This window comes from Acidipropionibacterium timonense (assembly GCF_900605005.1).
In the GTDB taxonomy this organism is placed as follows: Bacteria; Actinomycetota; Actinomycetes; order Propionibacteriales; family Propionibacteriaceae; genus Cutibacterium; species Cutibacterium timonense.
In genome coordinates, this window is sequence record NZ_LR027558.1 from 820,124 (window position 1) to 845,198 (window position 25,075).

Genomic DNA, 25,075 nt, shown 5'->3' on the forward strand with positions numbered 1-25,075 from the left:
CACCGGGGCCTCCCGGCTGCTCGACATGGTGGCGGGACGTTCCAAGAAGGTGTTCAAGACCTGGCTGGCCGGCCGCGACCAGGCCTGGCGCGACCGCATCCAGATCGTGGCGATGGACGGGTTCACCGGCTTCAAGACCGCAGCCGCCGAAGAACTCCCGGCCGCGGTCGAGGTCGTGGATCCGTTTCACGTCGTGCAGCTCGCCGGCGACCAGCTCGATGTCACCCGCCAACGCGTCCAGCAGGACACCACGGGCCATCGGGGCCGGGCGGGCGACCCCCTGTTCGGGGTCAGGCTGACCCTGCACACGGGCCGGGACCTGCTCACCGACCGGCAGGCCGCCCGCCTGGAACAGGTGTTCGCCGCCGACGCCCACGCCCCGGTCCAGGTCACCTGGGCGGTCTACCAGGAGATCGTGGCCGCCTACCGCGCCGAGAACCGTGCCGAGGGCAGACGCATCATGGCCCACCTCATCGACGCGATCGCCACCAAAGTCCCGAAGGCCCTGCCCGAAGTCACCACTCTGGGCCACACCCTGAAGAAGCGGGCCGACGACATCCTGGCCTACTTCGACCACCCCGGGACCTCGAACGGGCCCAGTGAAGCCATCAACGGCAGACTCGAACACCTCCGCGGCATCGCCCTGGGATTCCGCAACCTCACCCACTACATCACCAGATCACTCCTGGAGACCGGAGGATTCAGACCCCGACTACACCCTGGATCCTGAAGAGCCAGTTTCGCCCTGGCCTGGGCGGCCTGGTCGGTGTTCTGGCGCCACACGTGTCCGCAGCCGGTGCACCGGTACCGGCGCACCCGGATCTGAAGGATCGTGGGCCGGTGGCCCATCGGGGTATGGGCCAGCCGGCGGATCACCGTGTCACGAGGGACCCCCTGGCATCCGCACCAGTGGCACCAGTCGTCGGGGGCGACGACCCGGCAGGCCAGGACCGTCTCCTCGTCACTGATCAGCTGGCCGGTGACCTCCAGACCGAGTTCGTCGAGACGGGCGAATGTGGTCAGGTCGGGGGTGCTGAAGGTAGCGTGGTTCATGGAGGGCCTTGCGATTCACGAGGACGGGACTTAAGACACTCCGATCCTCGCGCAGGGTCCTCCCCTCACGCACTCCGGGCCGCCATCACAGGAACCCCACAACTACACCCTGGATCCTGAAGAGCCACTCTGTCATGCCAGCGACCCAATAGGGGACATGGATCGCGGCACCGTCGGTGAATTCGAGGAGGAAGGTGTAGCCGCTCGGGCTGGACGCGTCGTCACCATAATTCGACAACATGGCGAATTCGCCATGCCCCAAGGGTATTCCGGTCGCGAATCCGGATGTCTTGGCCAAGGTGTCATGGCGCGGGGTGATCCTCGTTCCGGTGCGGTTCATGACGTAGATGTTGTCCTTGTCCGCGAAAGCCACGTTCCCGTCATCATCCGCCTCGACGGTGGCGTAGAGAATGGCGTCGCCCAGCTCCTTGATCTCGGCTCCGTCGAACGCGAGCATCCCGTGCCGTCCCCAGGGCGTGTCGAAGGGAATGCCCCACATCGTCGCGACCTGGGCGCCAGCCGGAACCCCGGACGTGTCGGACAGTTTGGAGGGCCGCAGGGAGCATCCACTGATGAACATCATGAGTGCGACGCCGAGACCGGCGAGCACGAGTGATGCTCGGGTCCTCGGTGTTGATCTGGATGTCATGGTTGTCGATCCCGGAAAAGTGTGTTGGCCTGCGCCATGATGGTGGACCTCCCCGTCCTCATCACTCCCGGTCTCTGTGCTCAGCGTTCGACGTCAACGGCGTAGCCGGACAAACGAGGGAGATGATGTGGACCATACCATGGATGTCTCATGGATGTGAAAGTGCTGTGGGGCTCACGTGCCGAGCGGATCACCGGGGCGTCACGGAGTCGTCCCGTCGCGGCCCCGGGCGAGGACGAGCCAGCCGGCGACGATGACAGCGGCCATCCCGGCCACCTGGACCGGGCTGAGGTGCTGGCCCAGGACGAGGAATCCGGCGAGAGCCGCGATGACCGGTTCCAGCCCGGTGATGATGCCGTAGACCTTCGTGCTGATGAGGCGCAACGCGTACATCTCCAGGCTGTAGGGCAGGGCCGAACTCATGACGGCCACGGCCAGGCCTGTACCGAGGTGACGCGGGGTGAGCAGCGAGGCGCCTGCCGTCGACACCCCCAGCGGCAGCAGGGCCGTCGAGCCGATGGCCATGGCGAACCACAGTCCCTCGAGCTGGTGCCAGTGCACGCCCACCCGCTGCGCAGCGGCGGCGTACAGCGCCCACCACGCCCCGGCGACCAGGGCCAGGACGACGCCGAGGACACTGAGCCGCCGCCAGTCGGCGTCGAGGGCGCCGGAGACGGCGACCACCCCGGCGAAGGCCAGGATGACGGCCACGACGTCACGCCGTGACCTGCTGTTGATGGCGGCCAGGGTGAGCGGTCCGATGAACTCGATGGTGACCGCCACACCGATCGGCAGCCGGGCCAAGGCGAAGTAGAAGGTCGTGTTCATGAGGGTGAGGGTCGCCGCCAGGGCGAGGGCCCAGGCCCAGTCCGACCGGGAGTGACCGCGCCACCGAGGCCGGGCGACCGGGGCCAGGAGGACCGTCGCCAGCACCATGCGCAGACACACGGTGCCCACCGGGCCGACGGCTGGAATGAGCGTGGCGGCGAAGGCGCCCCCGAACTGGACCGACAGGGCGGTCGCGAGCATGAGGAACACACCTTTCACCCGATCGACCCTAGACCTCGCGACGCCGCCCCGACTCAGGCGGTCCGAGGACCGATCCTGCAAGAATGGCAGTCATGTCATTCGGATTCGAGGTCACCTCACGCCTGGCCGACGCACCGGGACGCACCGGCGTCATCCACACCCCGCACGGTGACATCGAGACCCCGGCCTTCGTCGTCGTCGGCACCAAGGCGTCGGTCAAGGCGCTCACTCCCGAGCAGATCGCCGACCTCGGTGCCCAGGCGGTGCTCGCCAACGCTTACCACCTCTTCCTCCAGCCCGGCCCCGAGGTAGTCGACGAGGCGGGCGGGGTCGGCCGGTTCATGAACTGGCCCGGCCCGACCTTCACCGACTCCGGTGGGTTCCAGGTACTCAGCCTGGGGGCCGGGTTCAAGAAGACCCTGGCCATGGACATCTCCCACCTCACCGAGGCCGACGTCATCGCCGCCGACCGCGACCGAAGGGCCATGGTCGACGACGACGGCGTCACCTTCCGCAGTCCGCTCAACGGCGATCTGCACCGGTTCACCCCCGAGGTGTCCATGGGCATCCAGCACCACTTGGGGGCCGACGTCATGATGGCCTTCGACGAGCTCACCACCCTCATGAACACCCGCGACTACCAGGAGGAAGCCCTCGAGCGCACCCGACGCTGGGCGCAGCGCTGCCTGGCAGAGCACCGCCGACTCACCGAGGCTCGAGCCGATCATCCGTACCAGGCGCTCTACGGCGTCATCCAGGGGGCTCAGTACGAGGACCTGCGCCGCAAGGCCTGCCGTGACCTCGCGGCGATGGAGGTCGAGGGCCAGGCCTTCGACGGGTTCGGCATCGGCGGGGCCATCGAGAAGGTCAATCTGGGTCGCATCGTCGGCTGGTGCGCCACCGAACTGCCCGAGGACAAGCCGCGACACCTCCTGGGCATCTCCGAGCCGGACGACCTCTTCGCCGCCTGCCGGGCCGGTGCCGACACCTTCGACTGCGTCAACCCGTCCCGGGTGGCGCGCAACGCCGCGATCTACACCGCCGACGGACGCTACAACGTCAACACGGCGAGCTTCCGTCGCGACTTCGGGCCACTGGAGCCGGGATGCGACTGCTACACGTGCACCCACTACACGCGCGCCTACCTGCACCACCTCTTCAAGGCCAAGGAACTGCTGGCCAACACCCTGGCGACGATCCACAACGAACGCTGGACGGTGCGCCTCGTCGACCAGATCCGTGTCGCCATGCGGTCGGGGGAGCTGGACGACCTCGAGGCGGAGTTCATGGGCAGGTGGAACGCCCGCGGCGGTCGTCTGCTCGGGGCGGTGGACTGAGGCGAGGGCCCGGCGTCGACCGGCACCGTCACGCTGTGGACTGGGCGGCCGCTAGCCGCTCCCGATAGGTCGGTTCGTGCTTCTTGATGAACGCGATGACCCGTCGGGTCACCGGGATGCAGGCGTACTCGACCAGCGTCTTCCAGAGGAACCCGAAGAAGGCGTAGTTGGCCCACTGGCCGAGGCTCGTCACCCCGACGACCGGGGCGGCGATGGTGCAGAAGATGACCGTGTCGACGAGCTCGCCGACGCCAGTCGAGTTCACCAGGCGCCCCACCAGGCCCCTTTCGAGCCAGTGGGCCTTCATCCGCGTCATGATGAGGGAGTTGGTCGTCTGGCCGCAGACGAAGCCACAGAGACCGGCGAGGACGATCTGCCAGACGGGTCCGAGAGCCCCGGCGATCTGCGCGTCGTGGGTGACCGAGTACGCGTCCGTCAGGCCGGGCAGGGCGATGATGACCCAGAAGCAGCCGACGGCGAGGATGGCCATCGCGAAACCCATGATGATGGCCCGCCTGGCCGCGCGGAGACCATAGATCTCCGTCGTGATGTCGCCGAGGATGTACGCCAGGGGGAAGAGGAAGAAGCCGCCGTCGGTCGTGATCGGACCGAGTTGGACACCTTTCGACCCACCGATGTTGCTGATGATGACCACGACGCACATGAGCGTGAGGATGACGTCGAAGTAGCCCGAGCCGTGATCGGCGTAGACGGGTCGTGATCGTGCTGTCTCGTGGTCTGTCACGGGGGGTGAATATACGGGGTCGAGTCCCCTTCGTAGGATCGACTGACACGCATGGACCAGCGACACGGAAGGACGGACGATGACCATCGCGACCCCCGAACTCGGCATCACGCCGGATCGGACGCTGTACCCGCCGATCGACCCCTACGACACCCGCATGCTCGACGTCGGCGACGGGCAGATGCTCTACGTCGAGCAGTGCGGCAACCCCGAGGGCAAGCCGGTGATCTTCCTCCACGGCGGCCCCGGTGGTGGCGGAGGCACCGAGCGTCGGCGCTTCTTCGACCCGCAGGCGTATCGGATCGTCGTCATCGACCAGCGAGGATGCGGGTCCTCGACCCCGCACATCGCCTCCGCGAAGACCCCGGACGACATGGCATCGAACACGACGTGGAACCTCGTCGAGGACTGCGAGAAGGTGCGCCGGGCGCTCGGGATCGACCGCTGGCAGGTCTTCGGCGGATCGTGGGGGTCGTGCCTGGCCCTGGCCTACGCGCAGACCCACCCGGAGGTCGTCACCGAGTTGGTCCTCAGGGGAATCTTCACCCTGCGGACCAGCGAACTCGACTGGTACTACAACGAGGGCGCCTCCTTCGTCTTCCCGGAGCGATGGGACGCCTTCTGTGAGCCCCTGCGTCGGGCTGGGCACGACTTCTCGGAGGACAACATCAGCGCCTACTACGACCTGTTGTGGGACCCGTCGCCAGCCGTTCACGGGCCGGCGGCCGTGGCGTGGACGAGTTGGGAGGCGGCGACGACGACGCTCGCCTTCGAACAGGCGCACGTCGACGAGATGGCCGACCCCGAGTATGCGCTGGCATTCGCGCGGATCGAGAACCACTACTTCGTCAACCACGGATTCATGACGGAGGGTCAGCTCATCCGCGACGCCGCCAAGCTCGCTGGGATCCCGACCGTCATCGTCCAGGGCCGCTACGACATGTGCTGCCCGGCGACCACCGCGGTCGACCTCAAGAGAGCCCTTCCCTCGGCCGACCTGCGCATCGTCATGAGCGGTCACTCGGCCTTCGAGCCACTCATCACCTCCGAGTTGGTCAAGGTGTGCGACGGCTTCGCCTGTCGATGAGGGATTCCTCCTCGACGGCGCCCTGGTCCGGAGAGATGGTCCGCAGAGGGACCTGACGATCCGGGCCAGGGTGAGCAGTGCGTCGCGCAGGCCACGACGGGGTGGGCAAAGCTTGCGCCGGTGTCGACGCATGTCCTGACCGTGCACGATCGTGCCTCCTTGGATCACGGATGTTCGAACGCTTGTGCCAAAAACGGTACATGTGTTTGAACATGGGTGTCAAGGAGGTGCCGATGACGAACAACCATTCGAACAAGTCGTCGAGGTCGGACGCGGCCGTGTCCGTCCGTCGCGGCATTGCAGACGCCATTGCGGCCACGGTGGTGGCGGAGCGGAGGGCAGTGGCCCAGCGGATGGCACTCGTGGCCGAGCTGGTGGACGTCTACGAGTGCCCTGCCGTCGAGATTGCTCCGGGGTCGGTCCGGGGTACGAGGGTGGCCGATGGGGTGCCGCTCGTCGATGAGTTCCTCGTTCCCGAACTGGCGGCGGTGCTCGGGGTCGGGGTGCCGACGGCGTGGCATCTCGTGCGTGACGTCACCTGCCTGGTCCACCGGCATCCCCGCACCTGGGCAGCGCTCCAGCAGGGGAGGGTCGATGCCTGGCAGGCTCGCCGGGTCGCCCAGGCCTGTCGCGAGGCGGAGTTGTCCGCGGACCAGTGCCGGATCGTCGATGATCGGCTGGCCGACACCTGGGGACGCCTGCCGTGGGCACGGATCAGGAGACGGCTGGCCGGTCTCGTCCTGGCCGTGGACGAGGAGCGGGCAGCCCGCAGGAGGCAGGTGCGGTGGGGACGACGGTTCCTCGCCATGCGTCATGGCGACGACGGCATGACGACCCTCGTCGGTCGGCTGGCCAGCGCGGATGCCCTGGCACTGCAACACCGACTCGACCAGATCCGTGCTGCCATCGTCGACGCCGATCCAGGGGTCGATGCCAGTGCCGATCAGCTCGCCGCGGACGCACTCGGCATCCTCGCCCGCGGGCGCTGGGCCGGGGACGCCGGACCGCGGGGTCGGGCCACCATGGTCGTGCACCTCGATCGGGCGGACCTGCGTCGCGCCATCGACGGCGGACCCACGGGAACGGCCGTCGTCGAGGGGACGGGTACGGATCTGGGGCCCGTCCTGCTCGCAGAGGTACGCGCCCTGCTCGGCGACAACGCCATCCACGTCCAACCGGTCATCGACCTGACCGAGGACCCGGCCATCGACGGGTACGTGCCACACGCCAGGATCCGACGTCGCGTGCTGTGGCGCGAACCGGTGTCGGTGTTCCCGTACTCCTCGACTCGATCACGACGGTGTGACCTCGACCACACCGTCCCCTGGCGCCGACTCGGCCCGCCGGGACAGACGCGGCCCTCGAACCTGGGCCCGCTGGCCCGGTTGGAACACCGGGTCAAGACCTTCGGTGGCTGGCGGGTCAGGCAGCCGTCGCCGGGCAGGTACGAGTGGACCTCGCCGCTGGGGTTCCGGTACGTCGTCGCCCAGGGGCGAACGACTCGCGAGGTGCACGCGCCGGATGGCTCGCGCGTCGACGACCGTGAGGTCTGGGCTCACGGACGACTGGCGACGATGGTGAAGGTGCACGGCACCTTGTCACGCCACTGCGGTCCGAACTCGAAGGATCCGCCGACCTCGTGCATGAGCGGTGAGAACCTCCAGGGCAGGGTTCGCCCCTCGTCGAATCGCTCGAGACGAAGCCCGGCCCCCAGCAGCGAACCGATGATCTCGGACAACGCATGAGGCCACTCGTAGCTGCGGGTGTGTGCGGTACGCCCGGGGCCGGCATAGGTCGTCCCGTCGCCCCAGGTCTGCGCCTGTCCGTTGGCGAAATATCGATACCCGACGGTCGGTGTCCGCGCGGTCTCATCGAGGGAAAGGAGGAGTGGATGTCCGTCACGCATGTAGAAGACTCCGCCAGGGCGCAGCAGCGCCGCGATCTGGTGCGCCCAGAGGTCGAGGTCGGACAGCCAGATGATGGTTCCGATGCTCGTGTAGACGACGTCGAACTGGCCGTCGACCGCATCGCGCGCCGACAGGACGTCCGACTCGACCCAGCCGATCTCGAGGCCGGCCTCATCGGCCAGACGGGCGCCGACCTCGAGAGCGGCGGCCGAGAAGTCCAGGCCGACGACCCGTGCCCCCAGTCGGGCCAACGACAACGTGTCGGTCCCGATGTGGCACTGCAGGTGCAGCACGTCCAGGCCGGCCAGGGGGAGCCTCGGGTCGACCTCCTCGAGATGCTGGACGAGAACCGGCAGGTCGTCGCGCACCACGGTGCTCAGCGCGGTCGGATCGGCGGCCAGGGCATGGGCGCCGTAGAGGTCCTCGTGAAGGACGGCGCGGTCCTGCCACAGATCGTGATTCGCGGCCCGGGCGGCGACCCACGACACCGCGGTGTCCTGTCCTACGGCAGCAGCGGCGTCGTGGCCCGTCGGTTGGGCCAGTTCCTCGGTCATGTGTTCCGTCCTCGAGGTGGTGACCCGTGGTTGGTGAAGCATGGTGCCAGATCCGGGCGCGACGGCCAGCCCCAACCGTCCACCGCCAGGTCCACCATCCGGCCGCACAGTGACCCAATAGTGTCCGTGAGGTCTGCGTGTGCCCTCGCCCACCGCCAGCGGTGCACCATCCTCGCCCGGCCCGCCACGTCGCCACGCCGCCGCAACGGCTCCAGGGACAGTTCGGTGAGCTGGAGCGCCGCGGCCGTTCCGGCCAGCCCGATCATCGAGTCGGCCGCCAGCCATCCGGCAGCGCGCGGGTGCCCACCGATGAACCCGTCCCGGACGGCGTCGAGGAATTCGGCTGGCACCCCGACCATCCCGTCACACGTGCTCCACGGCATGAGGAGGTTGACGACGTCGATGGCCGGGTGGTGCACCGAGGTCGCCTCGAAGTCGACGAACCGGGCTCCCCTCGAGCCGATGAGGACGTTGCCGGGGCATGGATCGGCCTGGGTGACGACGGCATCCTCGCCACCGTTCAGCAGGTCGACGGCGGCCAGCTCGACCATCGCGTCATCGGGCACCTCGATCTCCAGGGCCCGGCACAGCCGCTCCAGCCCGCGCCGGGGAAGTTGTGGCGATGCCGGCCCGCCAGCGGATCTGCTGTCCGGATCGGCCCGGCGCACCGCCTCCCGGAACGACGGGACCGCGTCGACCGACGATGCCATGACCCGTGCCGTCGCCAGGCCCCACTGCGCCCCCGCGCTGAGGGTCGCCTCGGCGTCGGCGCCGGACAGCAGCGACGCCAGCGGCACCCCGGCAACGTCCTCCATGACGACGACACCGAGGTCGAGATCGGCGGCATACAGGTGCGGCGCCCCGGGGATCGTCCCCAGCCCGCACACCTCGCGGACGATGCCGAACCCGCCGGAGTTGTGGGCCATGGCCTTTGACCGGAAGCACTTGGCGACGACCGTCCTGGCGCCATCGGTCGCCGTCGTCGACCCGTCCACCCAGCACCGGGCGACGACGGTCCGCACCCCTTCGCTCAGCACCTGCGCCACCGACAGCTCGGTGCCCAGGACGAGCGCGGCGTCGTCGACCCAACCCAGCCCCACGATGGCCTCCTGCAACTCGTCTAGAGTGGGAGGGTACCTGCAGACCCGTCACGGAGACAGCCCTGAGCACCACGACCCCGAACACCCCCGGCACCCGCATCTTCACCGTGCCCGCCTCGATCCCCATGATCAGCGTGGTCGGACCCTCCGACGAGTTCCTGCGCAGACTCGAGAACGACCTCGACGCCGAGATCCTCGTGCGCGGCAACGAGGTCCACCTGTCGGGGGCCGCCGCCCAGATCAGCGAGGCCACCGAGGTCCTCACCGAGATGGTGACGATCATCCGCACCGGACACGGGCTCACCGCCGACGACGTCGATCGGATCGTCTCGATGACGCGGCACGGCGAGGAACCCGCGCAGGTGATGTCCGCCGACATCATCAGCAACCGTGGCAAGTCGATCCGACCCAAGACGCTCAACCAGAAGCGCTACGTCGACGCCATCGACTCGCACACCATCGTCTTCGGCATCGGCCCGGCCGGCACCGGCAAGACCTACCTGGCCATGGCCAAGGCCGTCCAGGCCCTGCAGACCAAGCAGGTCAACCGGATCATCCTCACCCGGCCTGCCGTCGAGGCCGGTGAGCGGATCGGGTTCCTGCCCGGCACCCTGTCGGAGAAGATCGACCCCTACCTCCGCCCGCTCTACGACGCCCTCCACGACATGGTCGACCCCGACGCCGTGCCCCGGCTCATCTCCTCGGGCACGGTCGAGGTCGCGCCCCTGGCCTACATGCGCGGCCGCACCCTCAACGACGCCTTCATCATCCTCGACGAGGCCCAGAACACCTCCGCCGAGCAGATGAAGATGTTCCTCACCCGGCTGGGATTCGGGTCGAAGGTCGTCGTCACCGGCGACATCACCCAGATCGACCTGCCCGGCGGGGTGCGGTCGGGCCTGCGAGTCGTCCAGGACATCCTCGACGGCATCGACGACATCTGTTTCTGCAACCTCACCAGCCGCGACGTCGTCCGACACCGCCTCGTCGGACGCATCGTCGCCGCCTACGACCAGTACGACGCCGTCCTCGACGACAGGACCAGGAGCAAGCGATGATCGACATCATCAACGAGTCGGGCCAGCAGGCCGATGAGGAGGGTCTCGTCGCCCTCGCCACCTTCGCCCTCGACCGACTGCGCATCCAGCCATCCGCCGAGCTGTCCATCCTCCTCGTCGACGAGCCCACCATGGAGGCCTACCACGTCAAGTTCATGGACCTTCCCGGCCCGACCGACGTGCTGAGCTTCCCCATGGACGAGTTGCGCGCCCCGGCCGATGACGAGGAGCCCCCCACCGGGTTGCTCGGCGACATCGTCCTGTGCCCGACCGTCACCGCCGCCCAGGCCGCCGAGAACGGCCGCACGCCAGACGGCGAGGCCGAGTACCTGCTCATCCACGGCCTCCTCCATCTCCTCGGCCACGACCACGCCGAGCCCGAGGAGAAGCGCATCATGTTCGGCCTCAACGACGAGATCATCGCCGCCTGGGACGCCGAACGGGCCCGGCTCGGTCGACGATGAGCCAGGTCGACTGGGTCAACCTGGCCCTGGCCTTCGTCTTCGCCCTCGTCGCCAGCCTCTTCGCCAACGCCGAGGCCGCCCTCGGCCATCTCTCCCACAGCCGCGCCGTCGAACTGGCCGAGGACGGGCGGCCGACGCACCGGCGTCTGGTCGACATGACCGCCGACCCGGCTCCCTTCATCAACACCTCGACGCTCGTGCGCACCTGCGCCGAGATGGCCTCGGTGGTCCTCGTCGCGGTCGTCGTCTTCCAGCACGTCGACGCCGTCTGGCAGCGGGTGCTCGTCACCGCCGCGATCATGGTCGCCGTGAGCTTCCTCCTGTGGGGGGTGGCCCCGCGCACCCTCGGCAAGCAGCACGACGTCGCCATCTGCTCCTTCTGGTCGCGTCCCTGGACCGCCATGTCCACCATCCTGGGCCCGCTGGCGTCCCTCCTCATCCTCATCGGCAACGCCGTCACCCCCGGCCGGGGGTTCGCCGACGGACCCTTCACCTCCGAGGCCGAACTGCGCGAGATGGTCGACTTCGCCGAGTCGAGCGATCTCATCGAGGCCGGTGAGCGTGACATGATCCACTCGGTCTTCGACCTGGGCGACACCCTCCTCAAGGAGGTCATGGTCCCGCGCACCGACGTCGTCTTCATCAAGGCCGACAAGACCCTGCGTCAGGCCCTCTCCCTGGCCCTGCGATCGGGCTTCTCCAGGGTCCCCGTCATCGGGAAGGGCCTCGACGACGTCCTCGGCGTCGTCTACCTCAAGGACATCGTCAAGCGCATCCAGGACAAGCCGGACGCCGAGCGCACCGAGACCGTCGACTCGGTCATGCGGCCCGCCGTCTTCTCCCCGGACTCGCGCCCGGTCGACGACGTCCTGCGCGACATGCAGCGCGCCCACAACCACATCACCATCGTCGTCGACGAGTTCGGCGGCACGGCCGGGCTGGCGACGATCGAGGACATCCTCGAGGAGATCGTCGGCGAGATCGTCGACGAGTACGACGCCGAACCCACCCTCACCGAGGAGGTCGCGCCCGGCGTCTTCCGCATCTCGTCGCGTCTGCCGGTCGACGACCTCGGTGAGCTCTTCGACCTCAAGGTCGACGACGACGACGTCGAGACGGTCGGCGGGCTCATGGCCAAGGAGCTGTCGGTCGTGCCCATTCCCGGATCGACGATCGTCTGGGAGGGCCTCGAGATCACCGCCGAGAAGGCCAGCGGACGGCGTCACCAGGTCGACACCTGCCTGGTACGACGCGCCCCCGACACACCCCAGGACCAGGAGACCGACGATGACCGATGACCAGATGCCCTCCCTGTCCGACCTCATGGACGGCGACGAGGACGACCTCAGCGACGTCGAGTACGTCGCCGCCCGCGTCGCCGAGTCGACCCGGCCCGGCTTCCACTCGGGCTTCATGTGTCTCGTCGGACGCCCCAACGCCGGCAAGTCGACCCTGACGAATGCCCTCGTCGGGGCCAAGATCGCCATCTCCAGCTCGAAGCCGCAGACGACCCGACACGTCATCCGCGGGGTCGTCACGACCGACGATGCCCAGCTCGTCCTCATCGACACCCCCGGCGTCCACAAGCCACGGACCCTCCTGGGGGAGCGGCTCAACGACCTCGTCTTCGACACCTGGTCCCAGGTCGACGTCATCGGGGTGTGTCTGCCCGCCGACCAGCGCATCGGTCCGGGCGACACGTATCTCGTCCGTCAGATCGCCGAGCTGCCGCACCGGCCGCAGCTCGTCGCCTTGGCGACCAAGTCCGACCTCGTCAGCAGCAAGCGGATGGCCGAGCACCTCGTCGCCATCACCGACCTCGAGGCCGAGCTGGGGGTGAGCTTCGCCGAGATCGTGCCCTGCTCGGCCGTCTCCGGGGACCAGGTCGACGACGTCCGCGACGCCATCATCGGGCTGCTGCCGGAGGGACCCGCCTACTACCCCGATGGTGAGATCACCGACGAGCCCACCGAGACCCTCGTCGCCGAGCTCATCCGCGAGGCCGCGCTGGAGGACCTGCGAGAGGAACTGCCGCACTCCCTGGCCGTCGAGATCATCGAGATGGGGGAGCGGCCCGGGCGGCCGGCGGACCGGCCGCTGCTCGACGTCCACGCCAACCTCGTCGTCGAACGGGACTCCCAGAAGGGCATCCTCATCGGCCACAAGGGAACCCACATCCGCGACGTCGGCACCCGCGCCCGCGCTCAGATCTCGGCCCTCCTGGGGACGCCGGTGCATCTCGACCTCCAGGTCAAGGTGCTCGAGGGATGGCAGTCCAACCCCAAGCACCTCAACCGGCTGGGCTTCTGAGCGCGCGACCCTCACCGTCTCCCGTCTCACAGTGTGATCGATCCGACGTGGGGACGGGACGGCGACAGCTCGAGAGGGTACCGTGCCACACGTGGCGCACGTGCTCCTGCTTCCGTGCCGCAGCGAGGCCCGTTGAGGGTGGCTCCTCGCTGCGGAGTTCCCGGCTGCCCGTGTCTCGGAATCGGAACGCACCTCAGGAGACCTTGATGACCCGCCCCCAGCCTCGCCCGTGCCAGCTCACCAGCCCCATGCCGATCGGCCGGTACAAGCCCTTCCAGCCCCGGCCGCTGCCCGACCGCACCTGGCCCGACAAGACCCTCGACCATGCTCCTCGCTGGTTGTCGACGGACCTGCGTGACGGCAACCAGGCCCTCATCGACCCGATGACCCCGGCCCGCAAGCTGCGGATGTTCACCATGCTCGTCGAGATGGGCTACAAGGAGATCGAGGTCGGATTCCCCTCGGCGTCCCAGACCGATTTCGACTTCGTCCGCCAGCTCATCGAGAACGACCTCGTCCCCGACGACGTGACGATCTCGGTGCTCACCCAGGCCCGTGAGGACCTCATCGAGCGCACCGCGCAGAGCCTCGTCGGCGCCCACCGGGCGACGATCCACATGTACGTCGCCGTCGCCGAGCTCTTCCGGCGCGTCGTCTTCCGCGTCACCGAGGACCAGTGCCGACAGATGGCCCGCCGCGGAACCGAGTGGGTCGTCACCTACGCCGACAAGTACCTGTCCGACGTCGAGTTCGGGTACGAGTTCTCGCCGGAGATCTTCTCCCAGACCCCGACCGACTTCTCCATCCAGGTGTGTCACGACGTCATGGACGTCTGGCAGCCCGGGCCCGACCGCGAGATCATCCTCAACCTGCCCGCCACGGTCGAGATGTGCACGCCCAACACCTACGCCGACCAGATCGAGTACTTCTGCCGCAACATCAGGAACCGGCAGAACGTCTGCGTCTCGCTGCACCCCCACAACGACCGCGGCACCGCGGTCGCGGCGGCCGAACTGGCCCAGATGGCCGGCGCCGACCGTGTCGAGGGATGCCTGTTCGGCCACGGCGAGCGCACCGGCAATGTCGACCTCATCACCCTGGGCATGAACCTGTTCAGCCAGGGGGTCGACCCGAAGATCGACTTCTCCGACATGCCGAAGATCCGCCGCACCGTCGAGTACTGCACCGGTCTGCCGGTGCCTGCCCGCCAGCCCTATGCCGGGGACCTCGTCTTCACCGCCTTCTCGGGCTCCCACCAGGACGCCATCAAGAAGGGCCTGGAGGACCTCGAGCGCCGGGCCGATGCCCAGGGCGTCGGCATCCACGAGATCGACTGGCAGGCCCCCTATCTGCCCATCGACCCGCACGATGTCGGACGCACCTATGAGGCCGTCATCCGCGTCAACAGCCAGTCCGGCAAGGGCGGCATGGCCTACCTGATGAAGACCGAGCACCAGGTGGACCTGCCCCGGCGCTTGCAGATCGAGTTCGCCAAGACGGTCCAGAGGTTCACCGACGAGGAGTCCCGCGAGGTCGCCCACGACGAGATCTGGGACCTGTTCACCCGCGAGTACCTGCAGACCACCGGACTGGAGCTCGTCTCCCGCACCACCAGCTCAGGGGAGACCGGCCACCAGATCGCCGCGGTGGTCCGGATCGACGGCCAGGAGGCCACGATCAACGGCGAGGGCAACGGCGCGGTCTCGGCCTTCGTCGACGCCCTGGACTCCCTGGGCGTCGTCGTCCACGTCCTCGACTACTCCGAGCACGCGATGACCTCGGGCGGGACGGCGAAGGCCGCGGCATACGTCGAGTGCGAGATCGGCGACGGGGACTCCACCCAGATCCTCTGGGGGGTCGGCATCGATCCCGATATCACCCAGGCTTCGCTGAAGGCGATCACCAGCGCGGTCAACCGCTCCAAGGTCGCCGTTCACCGGGCGGAGGTCGCCGCGACCCGCTGACGAGCGGTCACGGGGAAACTCCGGTTCTCGGGCGGTTCACCATTGATGGTGGACCGCCCGACCCATAGCCTGAGACAACGTTTCGGACGATGGGACGGCATTCGGGCCGCTCACCACTGTGCAGACAATTGGTCAGCTTTTTCTCAGCCATCACGAGTCTCGGGAGCAGTCATGACATCGATCCAGTTCACCCGGCGACGCCTCCTGGGTCTCGGCCTGGCGGCCGGGGCGACAGCGGCCCTGGCGGCCTGCTCGAGCGGTGAGGACGCTCCTGCGCTTCCCGGCCAGGGATCCTCCTCGGCCTCCGGCCCCAGCTTCGACTCCATCATCAAGGCCGGGCCGAAGGCCTCCGACTCCGATATCTCCGGCAACCCCTGGGCCAAGAAGATCAAGGATTCCGGCGCCCTGCGCTGGGGCGGCACCCTCACCTCCTCGCTGTTCAGCCTCAAGGACCCGACATCGGGCAAGATCACCGGTTTCGACGCCGGCATCGTGCAGCTCCTGTCGCGCTACATCTTCGGATCCGACGACGCCATGTCGACGGTCAAGAACACCGAGGTCAGCGTCGACACCCGCGAGACCCTGCTCATCAACAAGAGCGTCGACCTCGTCGTGGCCACCTACTCGATCACCGACGAGCGCAAGAAGAAGATCTCCTTCGCCGGCCCCTACTACAAGTCCGGGGTCGGGATCGCGGTCAAGAAGGGCGACTCCTCGATCAAGACCATCGACGACCTGACCGGCAAGGTGCTGGTGACCCAGTCGAACTCCACCGGTCTGGCGGCCATCAAGGACAAGGTGAGCAAGCCCAAGCAGGTACTCACCTTCTCCGGGAACGCGGAGTGCCAGGCCGCCGTGGTCCAGGGCCGGGCCGCGGCCTATGTCAACGATCAGTCCCTGCTGCTGGCCGCGGCGGCTCAGAAGAAGCAGATCCAGGTGGTCGGCGAGCCGTTCACCGAGGATCTCTACGGCATCGGCGTCGACAAGGACGACAAGGATGCGCTGACCTTCGTCAACGGCTTCCTCAAGAAGATCGAGGACGACGGCACCTGGAAGAAGCTGTGGACCTACAGCTTCGGCACCCTCATCTCCGGAGGAGCCCCGACCCCGCCGGCCATCGCCGCCTGACCATGGGCGGCCGGACATGAATTTCGCGGTCGTCGGGCAGTACTGGGGGCTCATCGCCCAGGGCATCGGCATCACCGTCGCGCTCGGGGTGCTGGGCTTCCTGGGCGCCATGGTGCTGGGCACACTCATGGCGGTCTTCCGGATCTCGCCGATCCCCCCGTTGAGGATTCTCGGTGCGATCTATGTGGAGGTCTTCCGCAACATCCCGCTGCTGAGCCTGCTCATCCTCATCGTCTTCGGCCTTCCGGACGCCGGGGTGAGCCTGTCCCTGTTCTGGAGCGCGGTGGCCGCGATCGTGCTGGCCAGCGGCGCCTTCGTGTGTGAGACGGTGCGGTCCGGGATCAACGCGGTCGGGTTCGGCCAGATCGAGGCCAGCCGGGCCATCGGGATGTCCTTCGGCCAGGTGCTGCGCCACGTCGTCCTGCCCCAGGCTCTGGCGACGATGGTGCAGCCCCTCACCAACGTGTTCATCGGCACGGTGCTGGGCTCCTCCCTGGCGGCGGCCGTGGGCGTGGCCGAGCTCACCAACGTCACCCAGCAGATCAACCTGCTGACCGCCGAGGCCGTGGTGACCTTCCTTCTCGCCGGTCTGGTCTACCTGGCCGTCTGCCTGCTGATCGGGGCCGGCGGAGGCTGGCTGGACCGGCGGCTGCGACTCGTGACGGGCACCGCATCATGAGCGCCCCCACGGATGCCGCGCTGCTCTTCGACGCGCCCGGGCCCAGGGGACGGCGCCGGATCATCGTGTGGTCGGTCATCAGCACCCTGGTGATCCTGGGCGTCATCGCGGCCGGCCTGACGGTCTTCGCCCAGCACGGTCAGCTCGACGCCGACCGCTGGGCTCCGTTCACCAGCGTCGGATACATCAGCTTCCTGTGGCAGGGTCTGGAGGGCACTCTGGCGGCCACCGCGGTGGCCATGGTCGTGGCCTTCCCGCTGGCCCTCGGACTGGCCCTGCTGAGGGTCTCGCGCAACCGGGTGGCCTCGACCTTCGCGGCGGGCTGGATCGAGTTCTTCCGCGCCATCCCGATGCTGCTGATCGTCTACGCCTTCCTGCTCTTCCTGCCCCGCCAGCCCATCGGCCTGGACCTTCCGCTGTTCTGGAAGCTCGTCATCCCGATGATCATCACCTCCTCGGCCACCACCGCCGAGACCTTCCGGTCGGGCATCCTGGCGGTCGATCACGGCCAGCGGGAGGCGGGCCGGTCGATCGGCCTGACGGAGGGCCAGTCGATGCGGCTGGTGATCCTTCCGCAGGCCATCCGGCTCGTGGTGCCCTCACTCATCAACGCCCTCATCAGCCTGCTCAAGGACTCCACACTGGGTTACGTCGTCTCCTATCCGGAGCTCACCCAGCAGGGCAAGGTCATCACCACCTACACGGGCCTGATGATCCAGACCTACATCGTGGTGGCGGTGATCTACGTCGTCATCAACATGATCCTGTCGCGGGTGGCCAACCGGCTGGACCGGCGGATGCACCGGCGGGCGGCGGCCGCCTACGCCGCCCGGGCCGAGGGGATCGATGAGCTGGAAGTCAACGACGCGGCGGGAAGGCTGACCTGAGGATGTGCAGACTGTTCGGATTCATGACCGACCGGCCCAGGGCGGTGGCCGGTGCGGCCGGGGAGGATCTCAAGACCTTCCACGATCTGGGCCGGATCCACCGCGACGGCTGGGGGATCGCCTCCTGGCAGGGCGAGGAGCCCACTGTGGTCCGCGATCCCGGTCCGGTTATGGAGTCCACCAGATTCTGGCCGATGGTCGACGCCCTGGTCACCGACCAGGCGATGTTCCACCTGCGACTGGCCTCCGAGGGGCTGGCGGTGACCGCCGAGAACTGCCATCCCTTCCGTGCCGGGAATGTCTGCTTCGCCCACAACGGCCAGTTCGACAAGACGCCGGCGATCGTCGCGGAGGCCTCGGCCACCTCCGACTACCGGGTGCGCGGCACCACCGACTCGGAGCTGTACTTCGCACTGATCCTAGGCAATCACGAGCGCGGCGCCGACTGGCCCGAGTCGATCATGGCGGCCGCCCGCACCATCGTCAATCTGGTGCCCCAGGGGCGGGTGTGGGCGCTGGACTGCCTGTTGGGCACCCCGGAGGCCCTCTACGCCTTCAGCCTGGCCTTCCCCGAGCAGGTCCCGGAGAAGCCGGAGGGGTATTTCGATCTGCATTTCCTGCGCACCGCCGACGAGCGGGGCCGGTCGGTGAGGATCTCCTCCCAGGGGCCGGAGTCCCCGGAGTGGACGCTGCTCACCCAGCGCACCGTGCTGCGGATCGAGAGGGGCACCCTGAACCTGTCGACGACGCCGTGGCAGCGTTCGCGCCGCGCCCGCAGCCGCCTGGAGTTCACCTCCCAGCGCTCCTACCCGTGATTCAGCGGCTGCCCGTCTCAGGCACCTCGTTGGGCACCGCCCCGCCGAACCGGCGGTCCCGCCGGGCGTACTCCAGCACCGCGGCCCACAGGTCGCGACGGTCGACGTCGGGCCAGAGCTTGTCGGAGAAGACCATCTCGGCGTAGGCCGACTGCCACAGGAGGAAGTTCGACGTCCGCTGCTCACCCGAGGAGCGCCAGAAGAGGTCGACGTCGGGGATCTCGGGCTCGTCGAGATGGGTGCGGAAGGTCTTCTCGGTGATGCGGTCCGGGTTCATCCGGCCGTCGGCGACCTGGCGGGCGATGTCGCGGACGGCGTCGACGATCTCGGCGCGTCCTCCGTAGTTGACGCAGAACTGCAGGGTGAGCACCGTGTTGTCGGCGCTCTGTTCCTGGGCCTCCTCGAGTTCGTCGATGACCGACTTCCACAGCCGTGGACGCCGTCCGGCCCAACGCACCCGCACCCCCAGAGCATCGAGTTGGTCGCGCCGCCGGTGGATGACGTCGCGGTTGAAGCCCATGAGCCAGCGCACCTCGTCGGGCGAGCGTTTCCAGTTCTCGGTCGAGAAGGCGTAGGCCGACAGATAGGGGATACCCATCTCGATGGCCCCCTCGATGACGTCGAAGAGGGCGAACTCGCCCCGAGCGTGCCCCTCGGTCCGTTTGAGGCCGCGCTGCTTGGCCCACCTGCCGTTGCCGTCCATGACGATGGCCACGTGGCGTGGCACGAGGTCGCGGGGCAGCTCGGGCGGTCGGGCCCCCGAGGGGTGTGGGACCGGTCCGTGCTTGGCGGGGCGGGGCTTGGAGTACGCCATGGACGAAAGCCTAGTGTCGGTGACCTAGGGTTGGCCCATGCCCACCTACCGCGACCACGCTGTCGTGCTGCGGACCTACAAGCTGGGTGAGGCCGACCGGATCATCTCCATGCTCTCGCGCGATCACGGGAAGATCCGGGCCGTCGCCAAGGGCATCCGACGCACCTCGAGCAAGTTCGGTGGACGCCTCGACCCGTTCAACCACGTCGACGTCCAACTCGTCTTGGGGCGCAACCTCGACGTCGTCGCCCAGGTCGAGACCATCACGCCGTACTCCCAGCCCCTGCGCGAGGACTACGGTCTCTTCACCGCCGCCGAGGTCATGGTCGAGACGGCCGACCACCTCGTGCCGGTGGACCGCGAACCCGCTCCCGCCCAGTACCGCCTGCTGGCGGGGGCACTGCGGACCCTGGGATTCGGGACGCCGGACGGACGGCGTCCGGCGGCGATGGTCCTCGACTCGTACCTGCTGCGGTCCCTGGCCGTGTCCGGGTACGCGCCCGACCTCGTCGACTGCGTCCGCTGCGGCAAGCCGGGCCCCCACCCGGGGTTCTCGCCGAGCCTGGGCGGGGTGGTGTGCATCGACTGCCAGCAGCCGGGCACCCCGCACCCCAACCCGGCGACGGTCGAGTACCTGCGGGCGCTGCTCACCGGCGACTGGGTCGCGACGCGCGAGGTGGCGCCGGTACGGGTGAGGGAGGCCTCCGGCCTCGTGTCGGCCTTCGTCTCCTGGCACCTCGAACGAGGGCTGAGATCGCTGCCCCTGGTCGACCGTTCATCCCTGTGACGCGGTGTCCGCCTGCGCCATCCCCTGTGACACGGGTGAGGTGGCGTCAGCCCTGTGCCGCGGTGCAGTCGGCGCACAGTCCGAAGAGCTCGAACTCGTGGCCGGTCTGGCTGAACCCGTGCCTGGCGGCGATCGACGCCGCCCAGTCCTCGATGGCCGGGTCGGGGCCGATCTCGACCGCCGTCCCGCAGTTGCGGCACACGAGGTGATGGTGGTGCTTCTGGGAACACCGCCGATAGGTCATCTCGCCGTCCTCGGTGCGGATGGCGTCGAGCTCGCCGTCCTCGGTCATCGACTGGAGGTTGCGATACACCGTCGCCAGCCCCACCGACACGCCGCGGGCCCGCAACTGGTCGTGCACCTGCTGGGCGGTGAGGAAGGCCGACTCGTCGTCGAAGAGGTCGCTCATGGCCGTGCGCTGCTTCGTCGTGCGGCGCGGATGCGAAGAACTGCCTGTCACCACGGCTGCGTCTCACCTCTGATGTGTCGAACGTCCCGGCGGTCGGCGACGTTGCTCCCTCACTGTACCGTCGCGTGCGCGTGCGTGCCGACAGCTCGGGGCACCACGGGGCGACCTCGGGGGCCGGGCGACGTAGGGTGACGCCGTGCTCGTCATCCTGAGGTTCCGCGTGCCGGACGCCCACCGCCCCGCCTTCGACGCCGCCGTCGGCCACCTGGAGACCCATCTGCGAGCGTGCCCCGGGCTGCTCAGCCTGGAACGCGGCACCGCCGTCGATGACGAGGAACTCCACGCCCTCGTCATGACCTGGGACCTGCCCCGGTCATGGCGCACCGCCTTCGGTGGCCAGAGCGGACGCGCCGCCTTCCTGCCGGTCATGACGTGGCTGCTCGACGAACCCAGCGCGTACGCCGGTCCACGGGACGACACCTTCAATCTCCCTCGCGGGGCGAGCCGCTAGCATGAGCGGTGCGGCTCAGCCGGACTGAACCCGCGTGGACACCATCCGGGTGCCCACTCCAATGAGGACTTGGAAGAAAGGGACGGCCATGGCCCCCACCAGCGCTCTCGACAACGTCATCAACCTGTGCAAGCGACGCGGATTCGTCTTCCCCTGCGGCGAGATCTACGGCGGCACCCGGGCGGCCTGGGACTACGGGCCCTTCGGCGTCGAGCTCAAGGAGAACATCAAGCGGCAGTGGTGGCGCTCGATGGTCACCACCCGCGACGACATCGTCGGCCTCGACTCCTCGGTCATCCTCCCCAAGGACGTGTGGGTCGCCTCGGGTCACGTCGGCGTCTTCAACGACCCGCTCACCGAGTGCCTCTCGTGCCACAAGCGTATGCGCGCCGACCACCTCCAGGAGGCGTACGCCGCCAAGCACGGGCTCGACGACCCCGACTCCATCGCCCTGTCGGAGATCAACTGCCCCAACTGCGGCACCAAGGGCCAGTGGACCGAACCCCGCGACTTCAACATGATGCTCAAGACCTACCTGGGCGTCATCGAGGACGAGTCCGGGCTGCACTACCTGCGCCCCGAGACCGCCCAGGGCATCTTCATCAACTTCCAGAACGTCGTCACCTCGGCCCGCAAGAAGCCGCCCTTCGGCATCGCCCAGACCGGCAAGTCATTCCGCAACGAGATCACCCCGGGCAACTTCATCTTCCGCACCCGCGAGTTCGAGCAGATGGAGATGGAGTTCTTCGTCGAGCCCGGCACCGACGAGCAGTGGCACCAGTACTGGATCGACACCCGGACCGCCTGGTACACCGACCTGGGCATCAACCCGGACAACCTGCGCCACTACGAGCATCCCCAGGAGAAGCTCTCCCACTACTCGAAGCGCACCGTCGACATCGAGTACAAGTTCGGATTCGCGGGGTCCGACTGGGGTGAGCTCGAGGGCATCTCCAACCGCACCGACTTCGATCTGGGCACCCACTCGAAGCACTCCGGACGCGACCTGTCGTACTTCGACCAGGCCAACAACAAGCGGTACCTGCCGTACGTCATCGAGCCGGCGGCAGGCCTCACCCGCTCCCTCATGGCCTTCATGGTCGACGCCTACACCGAGGACGAGGCCCCCAACGCCAAGGGCGGGGTCGACAAGCGCACCGTCCTCAAGCTCGACCCGCGTCTGGCCCCGGTCAAGGCCGCCGTCCTGCCGCTGAGCCGCAACGCCGACCTGTCACCCAAGGCCCGCGACCTCGCCGCGCGGCTGCGGCAGCTCTGGAACGTCGACTTCGACGACGCCCAGGCCATCGGCAAGCGCTACCGTCGCCAGGATGAGATCGGCACCCCGTTCTGCGTCACGGTCGACTTCGACTCCCTCCAGGACGACGCCGTGACCGTGCGCGAGCGCGACACCATGTCGCAGGAGCGGGTCGGCATCGACAAGGTCGAGGACTACTTGGCGCAGCGTCTGCCGCGCTGCTGATTCAGGTGGCACCCGCACCTGCCGACGTGTCGGTCCTGGCCGTCGGCAGGTCAGTGGGTGGCGCGGGTGTTGTGGCGCGCAGCCATGACGTGGAGGCTGGTCACCGTGCCGACGGCGATGAGAACCGCCATCTGCCACAGATGCCTGGGCTGCAGGCGCCAGCCGGGCAGGGACGTCGCGGTCACGGCACCGTCGGAGTAACCGAGAGCCGTCGCCAACGTGCCTGCGCCGACGACCCACGCCACCGCGGCGAGACAGGAGCCCAGCACGCCCGTCGTGCCCATGGTCGACGCCAGGATGAGAGCCATATCGGCCAGCAGCAGACTCGACGTCAGCTGGAACAGGTGGTGCGCGGCGTCTCCACCGGCGCTGAGAATGGCCGCCATCGCGCCGTTCGCCAGCCAGAAGCCCCCCAGTTCCAGAGCCCTCATGAGGCGCTCACGCGCGAGCGTGGTGGACAGGCCCGGTACATGGTCGATGACGAGCACGGATGCGAGCGCCGGGTGCAGCGCCCCGACGAGCAGCGCGGTCGTCCTGGCCCCGTCCGCCAGGGGCACGGGAACCCACAGCTGCCGGGTGCAGGCGGCCACGACGAGCGCGACGAGCAACGCCGGGACGGCCGCCGTCCATCCGCGAGCCCGGCTGATCGTCAGGAGCGCCATTCTCATGGAACGAAGATGTACCGTGCGGCTGGATGAACAGCCACCACCGTGCAGCTCGCCAGCACGACCATGGCCCCGAGCAGCGACAGAACCAGGGCCCTGCCTGGCCTGGCGCCTCGAGGAGCCTCGCGCCAGCGACACCATCCGATGAGGGCCACGACCAGCCCGGCATTCCCCAGGACGCTCAGGCCCATGTGCACCGGGTTCGGGCGCAGGGGTGACATGGGGCCGGTCGCGAACTCTGGTGACAACAGCTGCGGCAGATGCAGGTCCCAGAGCACCTGATGGGCCAGGAACACCCCGAGCACCATGACCGGCACCGTCAGGGGGGAGTCCCAGGCGAGGCCGGCTGCGGTGCCGAGCCAGGCCGAGGCGGCCATGGCGACCGGTCCGGTGAGCACCTGCCACGGCATCGTCAGCCCGCTGCTGTCCGCCCCGTGCAGGAGACACGCCAGCGATCCGATGGCGAGGAACACTCCTTGGGCGAGCCAGGCCCATCCCACTGCTGCCCACGTCGGGTCCGAGAAGAGGCGGTGATGGGCGTCGATTCCCGCCATCTGGCGGCGGGTTGTCCGGGACCAGTTCCGGTGCACGAGGTGGGTACACGTTCCCGCGATGAAGGGCGCCCCGAACATCGTCGCCCCTTGAATGAGCGAGAGTGTCCAGGACCAGTCACGGGTCATCCCCTCGTACCGGAACCACGTGGCGCACTGGGCCAGGAGGAACGCCGGGCCCAGCGGCCAGGTGTGGCGCATCCACAGGAGTATCGCCCTCATGTCGGGTCCTGGCCGATGCACCTGAGGAACCACGTCGGTGTCAGCGGGTCGGGGACCCGCCCGTCATGCACGACCACGCCGTGCGACAGGACGATGAGGTGGTCGGCGAGCTCGCCGACATCGTCGAGGACGTGACTCGACAGCAAGATCGTGGCGCCGCTGTCGGCCACGGCCCGCAAGGCCGTCATCATGTGCTCGCGCTGGCGTGGGTCCAGCCCGGTGCTGGGTTCATCGAGAAGCAGGACGTCCGCCTCGGCTGCCAGCGCCTGGGCGAGCCAGACCCTGCGTCGCATCCCTCCGGACAAGGCCGCGCAGCGCGTCGTCGCAACCTTCTCCAGGTCGACGACGGCCAAGGCGTCGCGGGCTCGGTCCTCGGCACGCCGCCACGGAACGCCGCGCATCCATGTCAGGTAGGTCACCACCTCGATCGTCGTCAGGTTCGGCGGCGTACCTGCGGACTGAGGCATGAGTGCGACATGCCTCAGCGCATTCCGCCGGGAGGATCGGGCCGTCATGTCCATGCCGCTGATCGTCACTCGTCCGTGTGTCGGTGCGAGAGCTCCAGCAATGATGGACAGGAGTGTCGATTTTCCGGCACCGTTCTCGCCGATGAGACCGCACATTCCGGAATCGATCCGCAACGACACGTGGTCCAGTGCCACATGCCGTGACCAGGAGTGGCAGACGTCGTCAAGGACGAGGTCGATCATGGACGTCACGGTATTCCCGGAATGTATGGGTGTCAAGGAAATGGGTCCGTCTGCCCCGCCGCTGACCCCGCCCACAGGCCGCCGACAGGCATTTGCTAGCCTCGTTGGACCGCCAACGAGGGAGTGGCTCCATGAGTGTCGTCACACGGACGCAGGAGCA

The 25,075-nt window shown here is 68.2% G+C and carries 25 protein-coding genes and 2 pseudogenes; 16 read left to right on the forward strand and 11 right to left on the reverse strand.

The genetic code is table 11. From position 1 onward, the window contains the following. Positions 1-730: ISL3 family transposase (locus E0E30_RS03915; protein WP_130866730.1), on the forward strand; the 730-nt coding region annotated here is incomplete at its 5' end. Positions 731-732: 2 nt separating this feature from the next. Here the strand turns inward: E0E30_RS03915 and E0E30_RS03920 are convergent. The 3 genes and pseudogenes from E0E30_RS03920 to E0E30_RS03930 all read right to left on the reverse strand — a co-directional run. After that, positions 733-1,053 (reverse strand): annotated as a pseudogene (locus E0E30_RS03920) (ISL3 family transposase); the annotation flags it as partial. Positions 1,054-1,138: 85 nt separating this feature from the next. Further along, complete coding sequence (locus tag E0E30_RS03925; RefSeq protein ID WP_130865174.1) at positions 1,139-1,663, reverse strand: hypothetical protein; 525 nt, start codon at positions 1,661-1,663, stop codon at positions 1,139-1,141. A 240-nt stretch (positions 1,664-1,903) separates the two neighbouring features. Beyond that, entirely contained in the window at positions 1,904-2,731 is an 828-nt protein-coding gene (locus E0E30_RS03930; protein ID WP_130866731.1) for an EamA family transporter, read from the reverse strand. A 92-nt stretch (positions 2,732-2,823) separates the two neighbouring features. Between E0E30_RS03930 and tgt the strand changes: the two genes are divergently transcribed. Continuing rightward, a complete protein-coding gene (gene tgt / locus E0E30_RS03935; RefSeq protein WP_130865175.1) occupies positions 2,824-4,068 on the forward strand; it encodes a tRNA guanosine(34) transglycosylase Tgt in 1,245 nt (414 codons plus the stop codon). A gap of 28 nt (positions 4,069-4,096) precedes the next feature. Here tgt and E0E30_RS03940 read toward each other — a convergent pair whose 3' ends face one another. Next, complete coding sequence (locus E0E30_RS03940) at positions 4,097-4,852, reverse strand: queuosine precursor transporter (RefSeq protein ID WP_411914013.1); 756 nt, start codon at positions 4,850-4,852, stop codon at positions 4,097-4,099. Positions 4,853-4,892: 40 nt separating this feature from the next. Between E0E30_RS03940 and pip the strand changes: the two genes are divergently transcribed. Together pip and E0E30_RS13440 are read left to right on the forward strand one after the other, a co-directional pair. Beyond that, complete coding sequence (gene pip, locus E0E30_RS03945) at positions 4,893-5,900, forward strand: prolyl aminopeptidase (protein WP_130865176.1); 1,008 nt, start codon at positions 4,893-4,895, stop codon at positions 5,898-5,900. A gap of 233 nt (positions 5,901-6,133) precedes the next feature. Then, positions 6,134-7,645, forward strand: a complete 1,512-nt coding sequence (locus tag E0E30_RS13440; protein ID WP_210115769.1) for a DUF222 domain-containing protein — start codon at positions 6,134-6,136, stop codon at positions 7,643-7,645. 158 nt (positions 7,646-7,803) lie between these two features. Here E0E30_RS13440 and E0E30_RS13595 read toward each other — a convergent pair. Together E0E30_RS13595 and E0E30_RS03960 are read right to left on the reverse strand one after the other, a co-directional pair. Beyond that, positions 7,804-8,403: pseudogene (locus E0E30_RS13595) on the reverse strand (class I SAM-dependent methyltransferase); the annotation flags it as partial. Beyond that, positions 8,358-9,461: a phosphotransferase gene (locus E0E30_RS03960; protein ID WP_130865179.1), complete on the reverse strand. Its 1,104-nt coding sequence runs from the start codon at positions 9,459-9,461 to the stop codon at positions 8,358-8,360. The pseudogene E0E30_RS13595 and the gene E0E30_RS03960, both read right to left, overlap by 46 nt. 125 nt (positions 9,462-9,586) lie before the next feature. Between E0E30_RS03960 and E0E30_RS03965 the strand changes: the two genes are divergently transcribed. From E0E30_RS03965 to E0E30_RS04005, 9 genes are all read left to right on the forward strand, one after another. After that, positions 9,587-10,519, forward strand: a complete 933-nt coding sequence (locus E0E30_RS03965; RefSeq protein ID WP_130866733.1) for a PhoH family protein — start codon at positions 9,587-9,589, stop codon at positions 10,517-10,519. Beyond that, positions 10,516-10,983, forward strand: a complete 468-nt coding sequence (ybeY, locus tag E0E30_RS03970; RefSeq protein WP_130865180.1) for an rRNA maturation RNase YbeY — start codon at positions 10,516-10,518, stop codon at positions 10,981-10,983. Before E0E30_RS03965 ends, ybeY begins: the two co-directional genes overlap by 4 nt. After that, positions 10,980-12,281: a hemolysin family protein gene (locus E0E30_RS03975; protein WP_130865181.1), complete on the forward strand. Its 1,302-nt coding sequence runs from the start codon at positions 10,980-10,982 to the stop codon at positions 12,279-12,281. The genes ybeY and E0E30_RS03975 overlap by 4 nt, the downstream gene beginning before the upstream one ends. After that, positions 12,271-13,293 carry a GTPase Era gene (gene era / locus E0E30_RS03980; RefSeq protein ID WP_130865182.1) on the forward strand — a complete coding sequence of 341 codons (1,023 nt, stop codon included), beginning with the start codon at positions 12,271-12,273 and terminating at the stop codon, positions 13,291-13,293. The genes E0E30_RS03975 and era overlap by 11 nt, the downstream gene beginning before the upstream one ends. A gap of 206 nt (positions 13,294-13,499) precedes the next feature. Beyond that, the gene (gene leuA, locus E0E30_RS03985; RefSeq protein WP_130865183.1) at positions 13,500-15,257 is read left to right on the forward strand and encodes a 2-isopropylmalate synthase; all 1,758 of its coding nucleotides are present in this window, start codon (positions 13,500-13,502) and stop codon (positions 15,255-15,257) included. Positions 15,258-15,428: 171 nt separating this feature from the next. Beyond that, a complete protein-coding gene (locus E0E30_RS03990; RefSeq protein ID WP_130865184.1) occupies positions 15,429-16,385 on the forward strand; it encodes a glutamate ABC transporter substrate-binding protein in 957 nt (318 codons plus the stop codon). Positions 16,386-16,401: 16 nt separating this feature from the next. Next, positions 16,402-17,064, forward strand: a complete 663-nt coding sequence (locus E0E30_RS03995; protein ID WP_036938420.1) for an amino acid ABC transporter permease — start codon at positions 16,402-16,404, stop codon at positions 17,062-17,064. After that, on the forward strand, positions 17,061-17,951 hold the full coding sequence (locus E0E30_RS04000; RefSeq protein WP_130865185.1) for an amino acid ABC transporter permease: 891 nt from the start codon (positions 17,061-17,063) through the stop codon (positions 17,949-17,951). The genes E0E30_RS03995 and E0E30_RS04000 overlap by 4 nt, the downstream gene beginning before the upstream one ends. A gap of 2 nt (positions 17,952-17,953) precedes the next feature. Beyond that, positions 17,954-18,766 (forward strand): class II glutamine amidotransferase, encoded by an 813-nt coding sequence (locus E0E30_RS04005; protein ID WP_130865186.1) that lies wholly within the window; start codon positions 17,954-17,956, stop codon positions 18,764-18,766. Between the two features lies 1 nt (position 18,767). On the opposite strand, the gene E0E30_RS04010 is transcribed toward E0E30_RS04005, so the two are convergent. Next, positions 18,768-19,469, reverse strand: coding sequence for an isoprenyl transferase (locus E0E30_RS04010; protein WP_245306643.1), 702 nt, complete (start codon positions 19,467-19,469; stop codon positions 18,768-18,770). 148 nt (positions 19,470-19,617) lie between these two features. Between E0E30_RS04010 and recO the strand changes: the two genes are divergently transcribed. Further along, on the forward strand, positions 19,618-20,367 hold the full coding sequence (recO, locus tag E0E30_RS04015) for a DNA repair protein RecO (protein ID WP_130865188.1): 750 nt from the start codon (positions 19,618-19,620) through the stop codon (positions 20,365-20,367). A 46-nt stretch (positions 20,368-20,413) separates the two neighbouring features. On the opposite strand, the gene E0E30_RS04020 is transcribed toward recO, so the two are convergent. Then, entirely contained in the window at positions 20,414-20,827 is a 414-nt protein-coding gene (locus E0E30_RS04020; protein ID WP_411914014.1) for a Fur family transcriptional regulator, read from the reverse strand. Between the two features lie 145 nt (positions 20,828-20,972). On the opposite strand from E0E30_RS04020, the gene E0E30_RS04025 reads away from it, so the two are divergent. After that, on the forward strand, positions 20,973-21,287 hold the full coding sequence (locus E0E30_RS04025) for an antibiotic biosynthesis monooxygenase family protein (protein ID WP_130865190.1): 315 nt from the start codon (positions 20,973-20,975) through the stop codon (positions 21,285-21,287). A gap of 88 nt (positions 21,288-21,375) precedes the next feature. After that, positions 21,376-22,767 carry a glycine--tRNA ligase gene (locus tag E0E30_RS04030; protein ID WP_130865191.1) on the forward strand — a complete coding sequence of 464 codons (1,392 nt, stop codon included), beginning with the start codon at positions 21,376-21,378 and terminating at the stop codon, positions 22,765-22,767. Between the two features lie 50 nt (positions 22,768-22,817). Here the strand turns inward: E0E30_RS04030 and E0E30_RS04035 are convergent, their stop codons facing one another. Genes E0E30_RS04035 through E0E30_RS04045 form a run of 3 tightly spaced genes read right to left on the reverse strand, consistent with a single transcriptional unit; the run spans position 22,818 to position 24,915 of the window. After that, positions 22,818-23,435, reverse strand: coding sequence for a hypothetical protein (locus tag E0E30_RS04035; protein WP_130865192.1), 618 nt, complete (start codon positions 23,433-23,435; stop codon positions 22,818-22,820). Continuing rightward, positions 23,432-24,205 carry a hypothetical protein gene (locus E0E30_RS04040; RefSeq protein ID WP_130865193.1) on the reverse strand — a complete coding sequence of 258 codons (774 nt, stop codon included), beginning with the start codon at positions 24,203-24,205 and terminating at the stop codon, positions 23,432-23,434. Before E0E30_RS04040 ends, E0E30_RS04035 begins: the two co-directional genes overlap by 4 nt. Next, complete coding sequence (locus E0E30_RS04045) at positions 24,202-24,915, reverse strand: ABC transporter ATP-binding protein (RefSeq protein WP_130865194.1); 714 nt, start codon at positions 24,913-24,915, stop codon at positions 24,202-24,204. Before E0E30_RS04045 ends, E0E30_RS04040 begins: the two co-directional genes overlap by 4 nt. Between the last annotated feature and the right edge of the window lie 160 nt (positions 24,916-25,075).

Bases quoted from the DNA above. Each gene is read 5' to 3' on its own strand.
- E0E30_RS04005 (WP_130865186.1), top strand. From the start codon at position 17,954: ATGTGCAGACTGTTCGGATTCATGACCGACCGGCCCAGGGCGGTGGCC.
- E0E30_RS04010 (WP_245306643.1), bottom strand. From the start codon at position 19,469: ATGGACGGCAACGGCAGGTGGGCCAAGCAGCGCGGCCTCAAACGGACC.
- tgt (WP_130865175.1), top strand. From the start codon at position 2,824: ATGTCATTCGGATTCGAGGTCACCTCACGCCTGGCCGACGCACCGGGA.
- E0E30_RS04040 (WP_130865193.1), bottom strand. From the start codon at position 24,205: ATGAGGGCGATACTCCTGTGGATGCGCCACACCTGGCCGCTGGGCCCG.
- E0E30_RS04030 (WP_130865191.1), top strand. From the start codon at position 21,376: ATGGCCCCCACCAGCGCTCTCGACAACGTCATCAACCTGTGCAAGCGA.
- ybeY (WP_130865180.1), top strand. From the start codon at position 10,516: ATGATCGACATCATCAACGAGTCGGGCCAGCAGGCCGATGAGGAGGGT.
- leuA (WP_130865183.1), top strand. From the start codon at position 13,500: ATGACCCGCCCCCAGCCTCGCCCGTGCCAGCTCACCAGCCCCATGCCG.
- E0E30_RS04035 (WP_130865192.1), bottom strand. From the start codon at position 23,435: ATGAGAATGGCGCTCCTGACGATCAGCCGGGCTCGCGGATGGACGGCG.
- E0E30_RS04000 (WP_130865185.1), top strand. From the start codon at position 17,061: ATGAGCGCCCCCACGGATGCCGCGCTGCTCTTCGACGCGCCCGGGCCC.
- recO (WP_130865188.1), top strand. From the start codon at position 19,618: ATGCCCACCTACCGCGACCACGCTGTCGTGCTGCGGACCTACAAGCTG.
- E0E30_RS13440 (WP_210115769.1), top strand. From the start codon at position 6,134: ATGACGAACAACCATTCGAACAAGTCGTCGAGGTCGGACGCGGCCGTG.
- E0E30_RS03995 (WP_036938420.1), top strand. From the start codon at position 16,402: ATGAATTTCGCGGTCGTCGGGCAGTACTGGGGGCTCATCGCCCAGGGC.
- E0E30_RS03990 (WP_130865184.1), top strand. From the start codon at position 15,429: ATGACATCGATCCAGTTCACCCGGCGACGCCTCCTGGGTCTCGGCCTG.
- E0E30_RS04045 (WP_130865194.1), bottom strand. From the start codon at position 24,915: ATGATCGACCTCGTCCTTGACGACGTCTGCCACTCCTGGTCACGGCAT.
- E0E30_RS03930 (WP_130866731.1), bottom strand. From the start codon at position 2,731: ATGCTCGCGACCGCCCTGTCGGTCCAGTTCGGGGGCGCCTTCGCCGCC.
- E0E30_RS03975 (WP_130865181.1), top strand. From the start codon at position 10,980: ATGAGCCAGGTCGACTGGGTCAACCTGGCCCTGGCCTTCGTCTTCGCC.
- pip (WP_130865176.1), top strand. From the start codon at position 4,893: ATGACCATCGCGACCCCCGAACTCGGCATCACGCCGGATCGGACGCTG.
- E0E30_RS03965 (WP_130866733.1), top strand. From the start codon at position 9,587: ATGATCAGCGTGGTCGGACCCTCCGACGAGTTCCTGCGCAGACTCGAG.
- era (WP_130865182.1), top strand. From the start codon at position 12,271: ATGACCGATGACCAGATGCCCTCCCTGTCCGACCTCATGGACGGCGAC.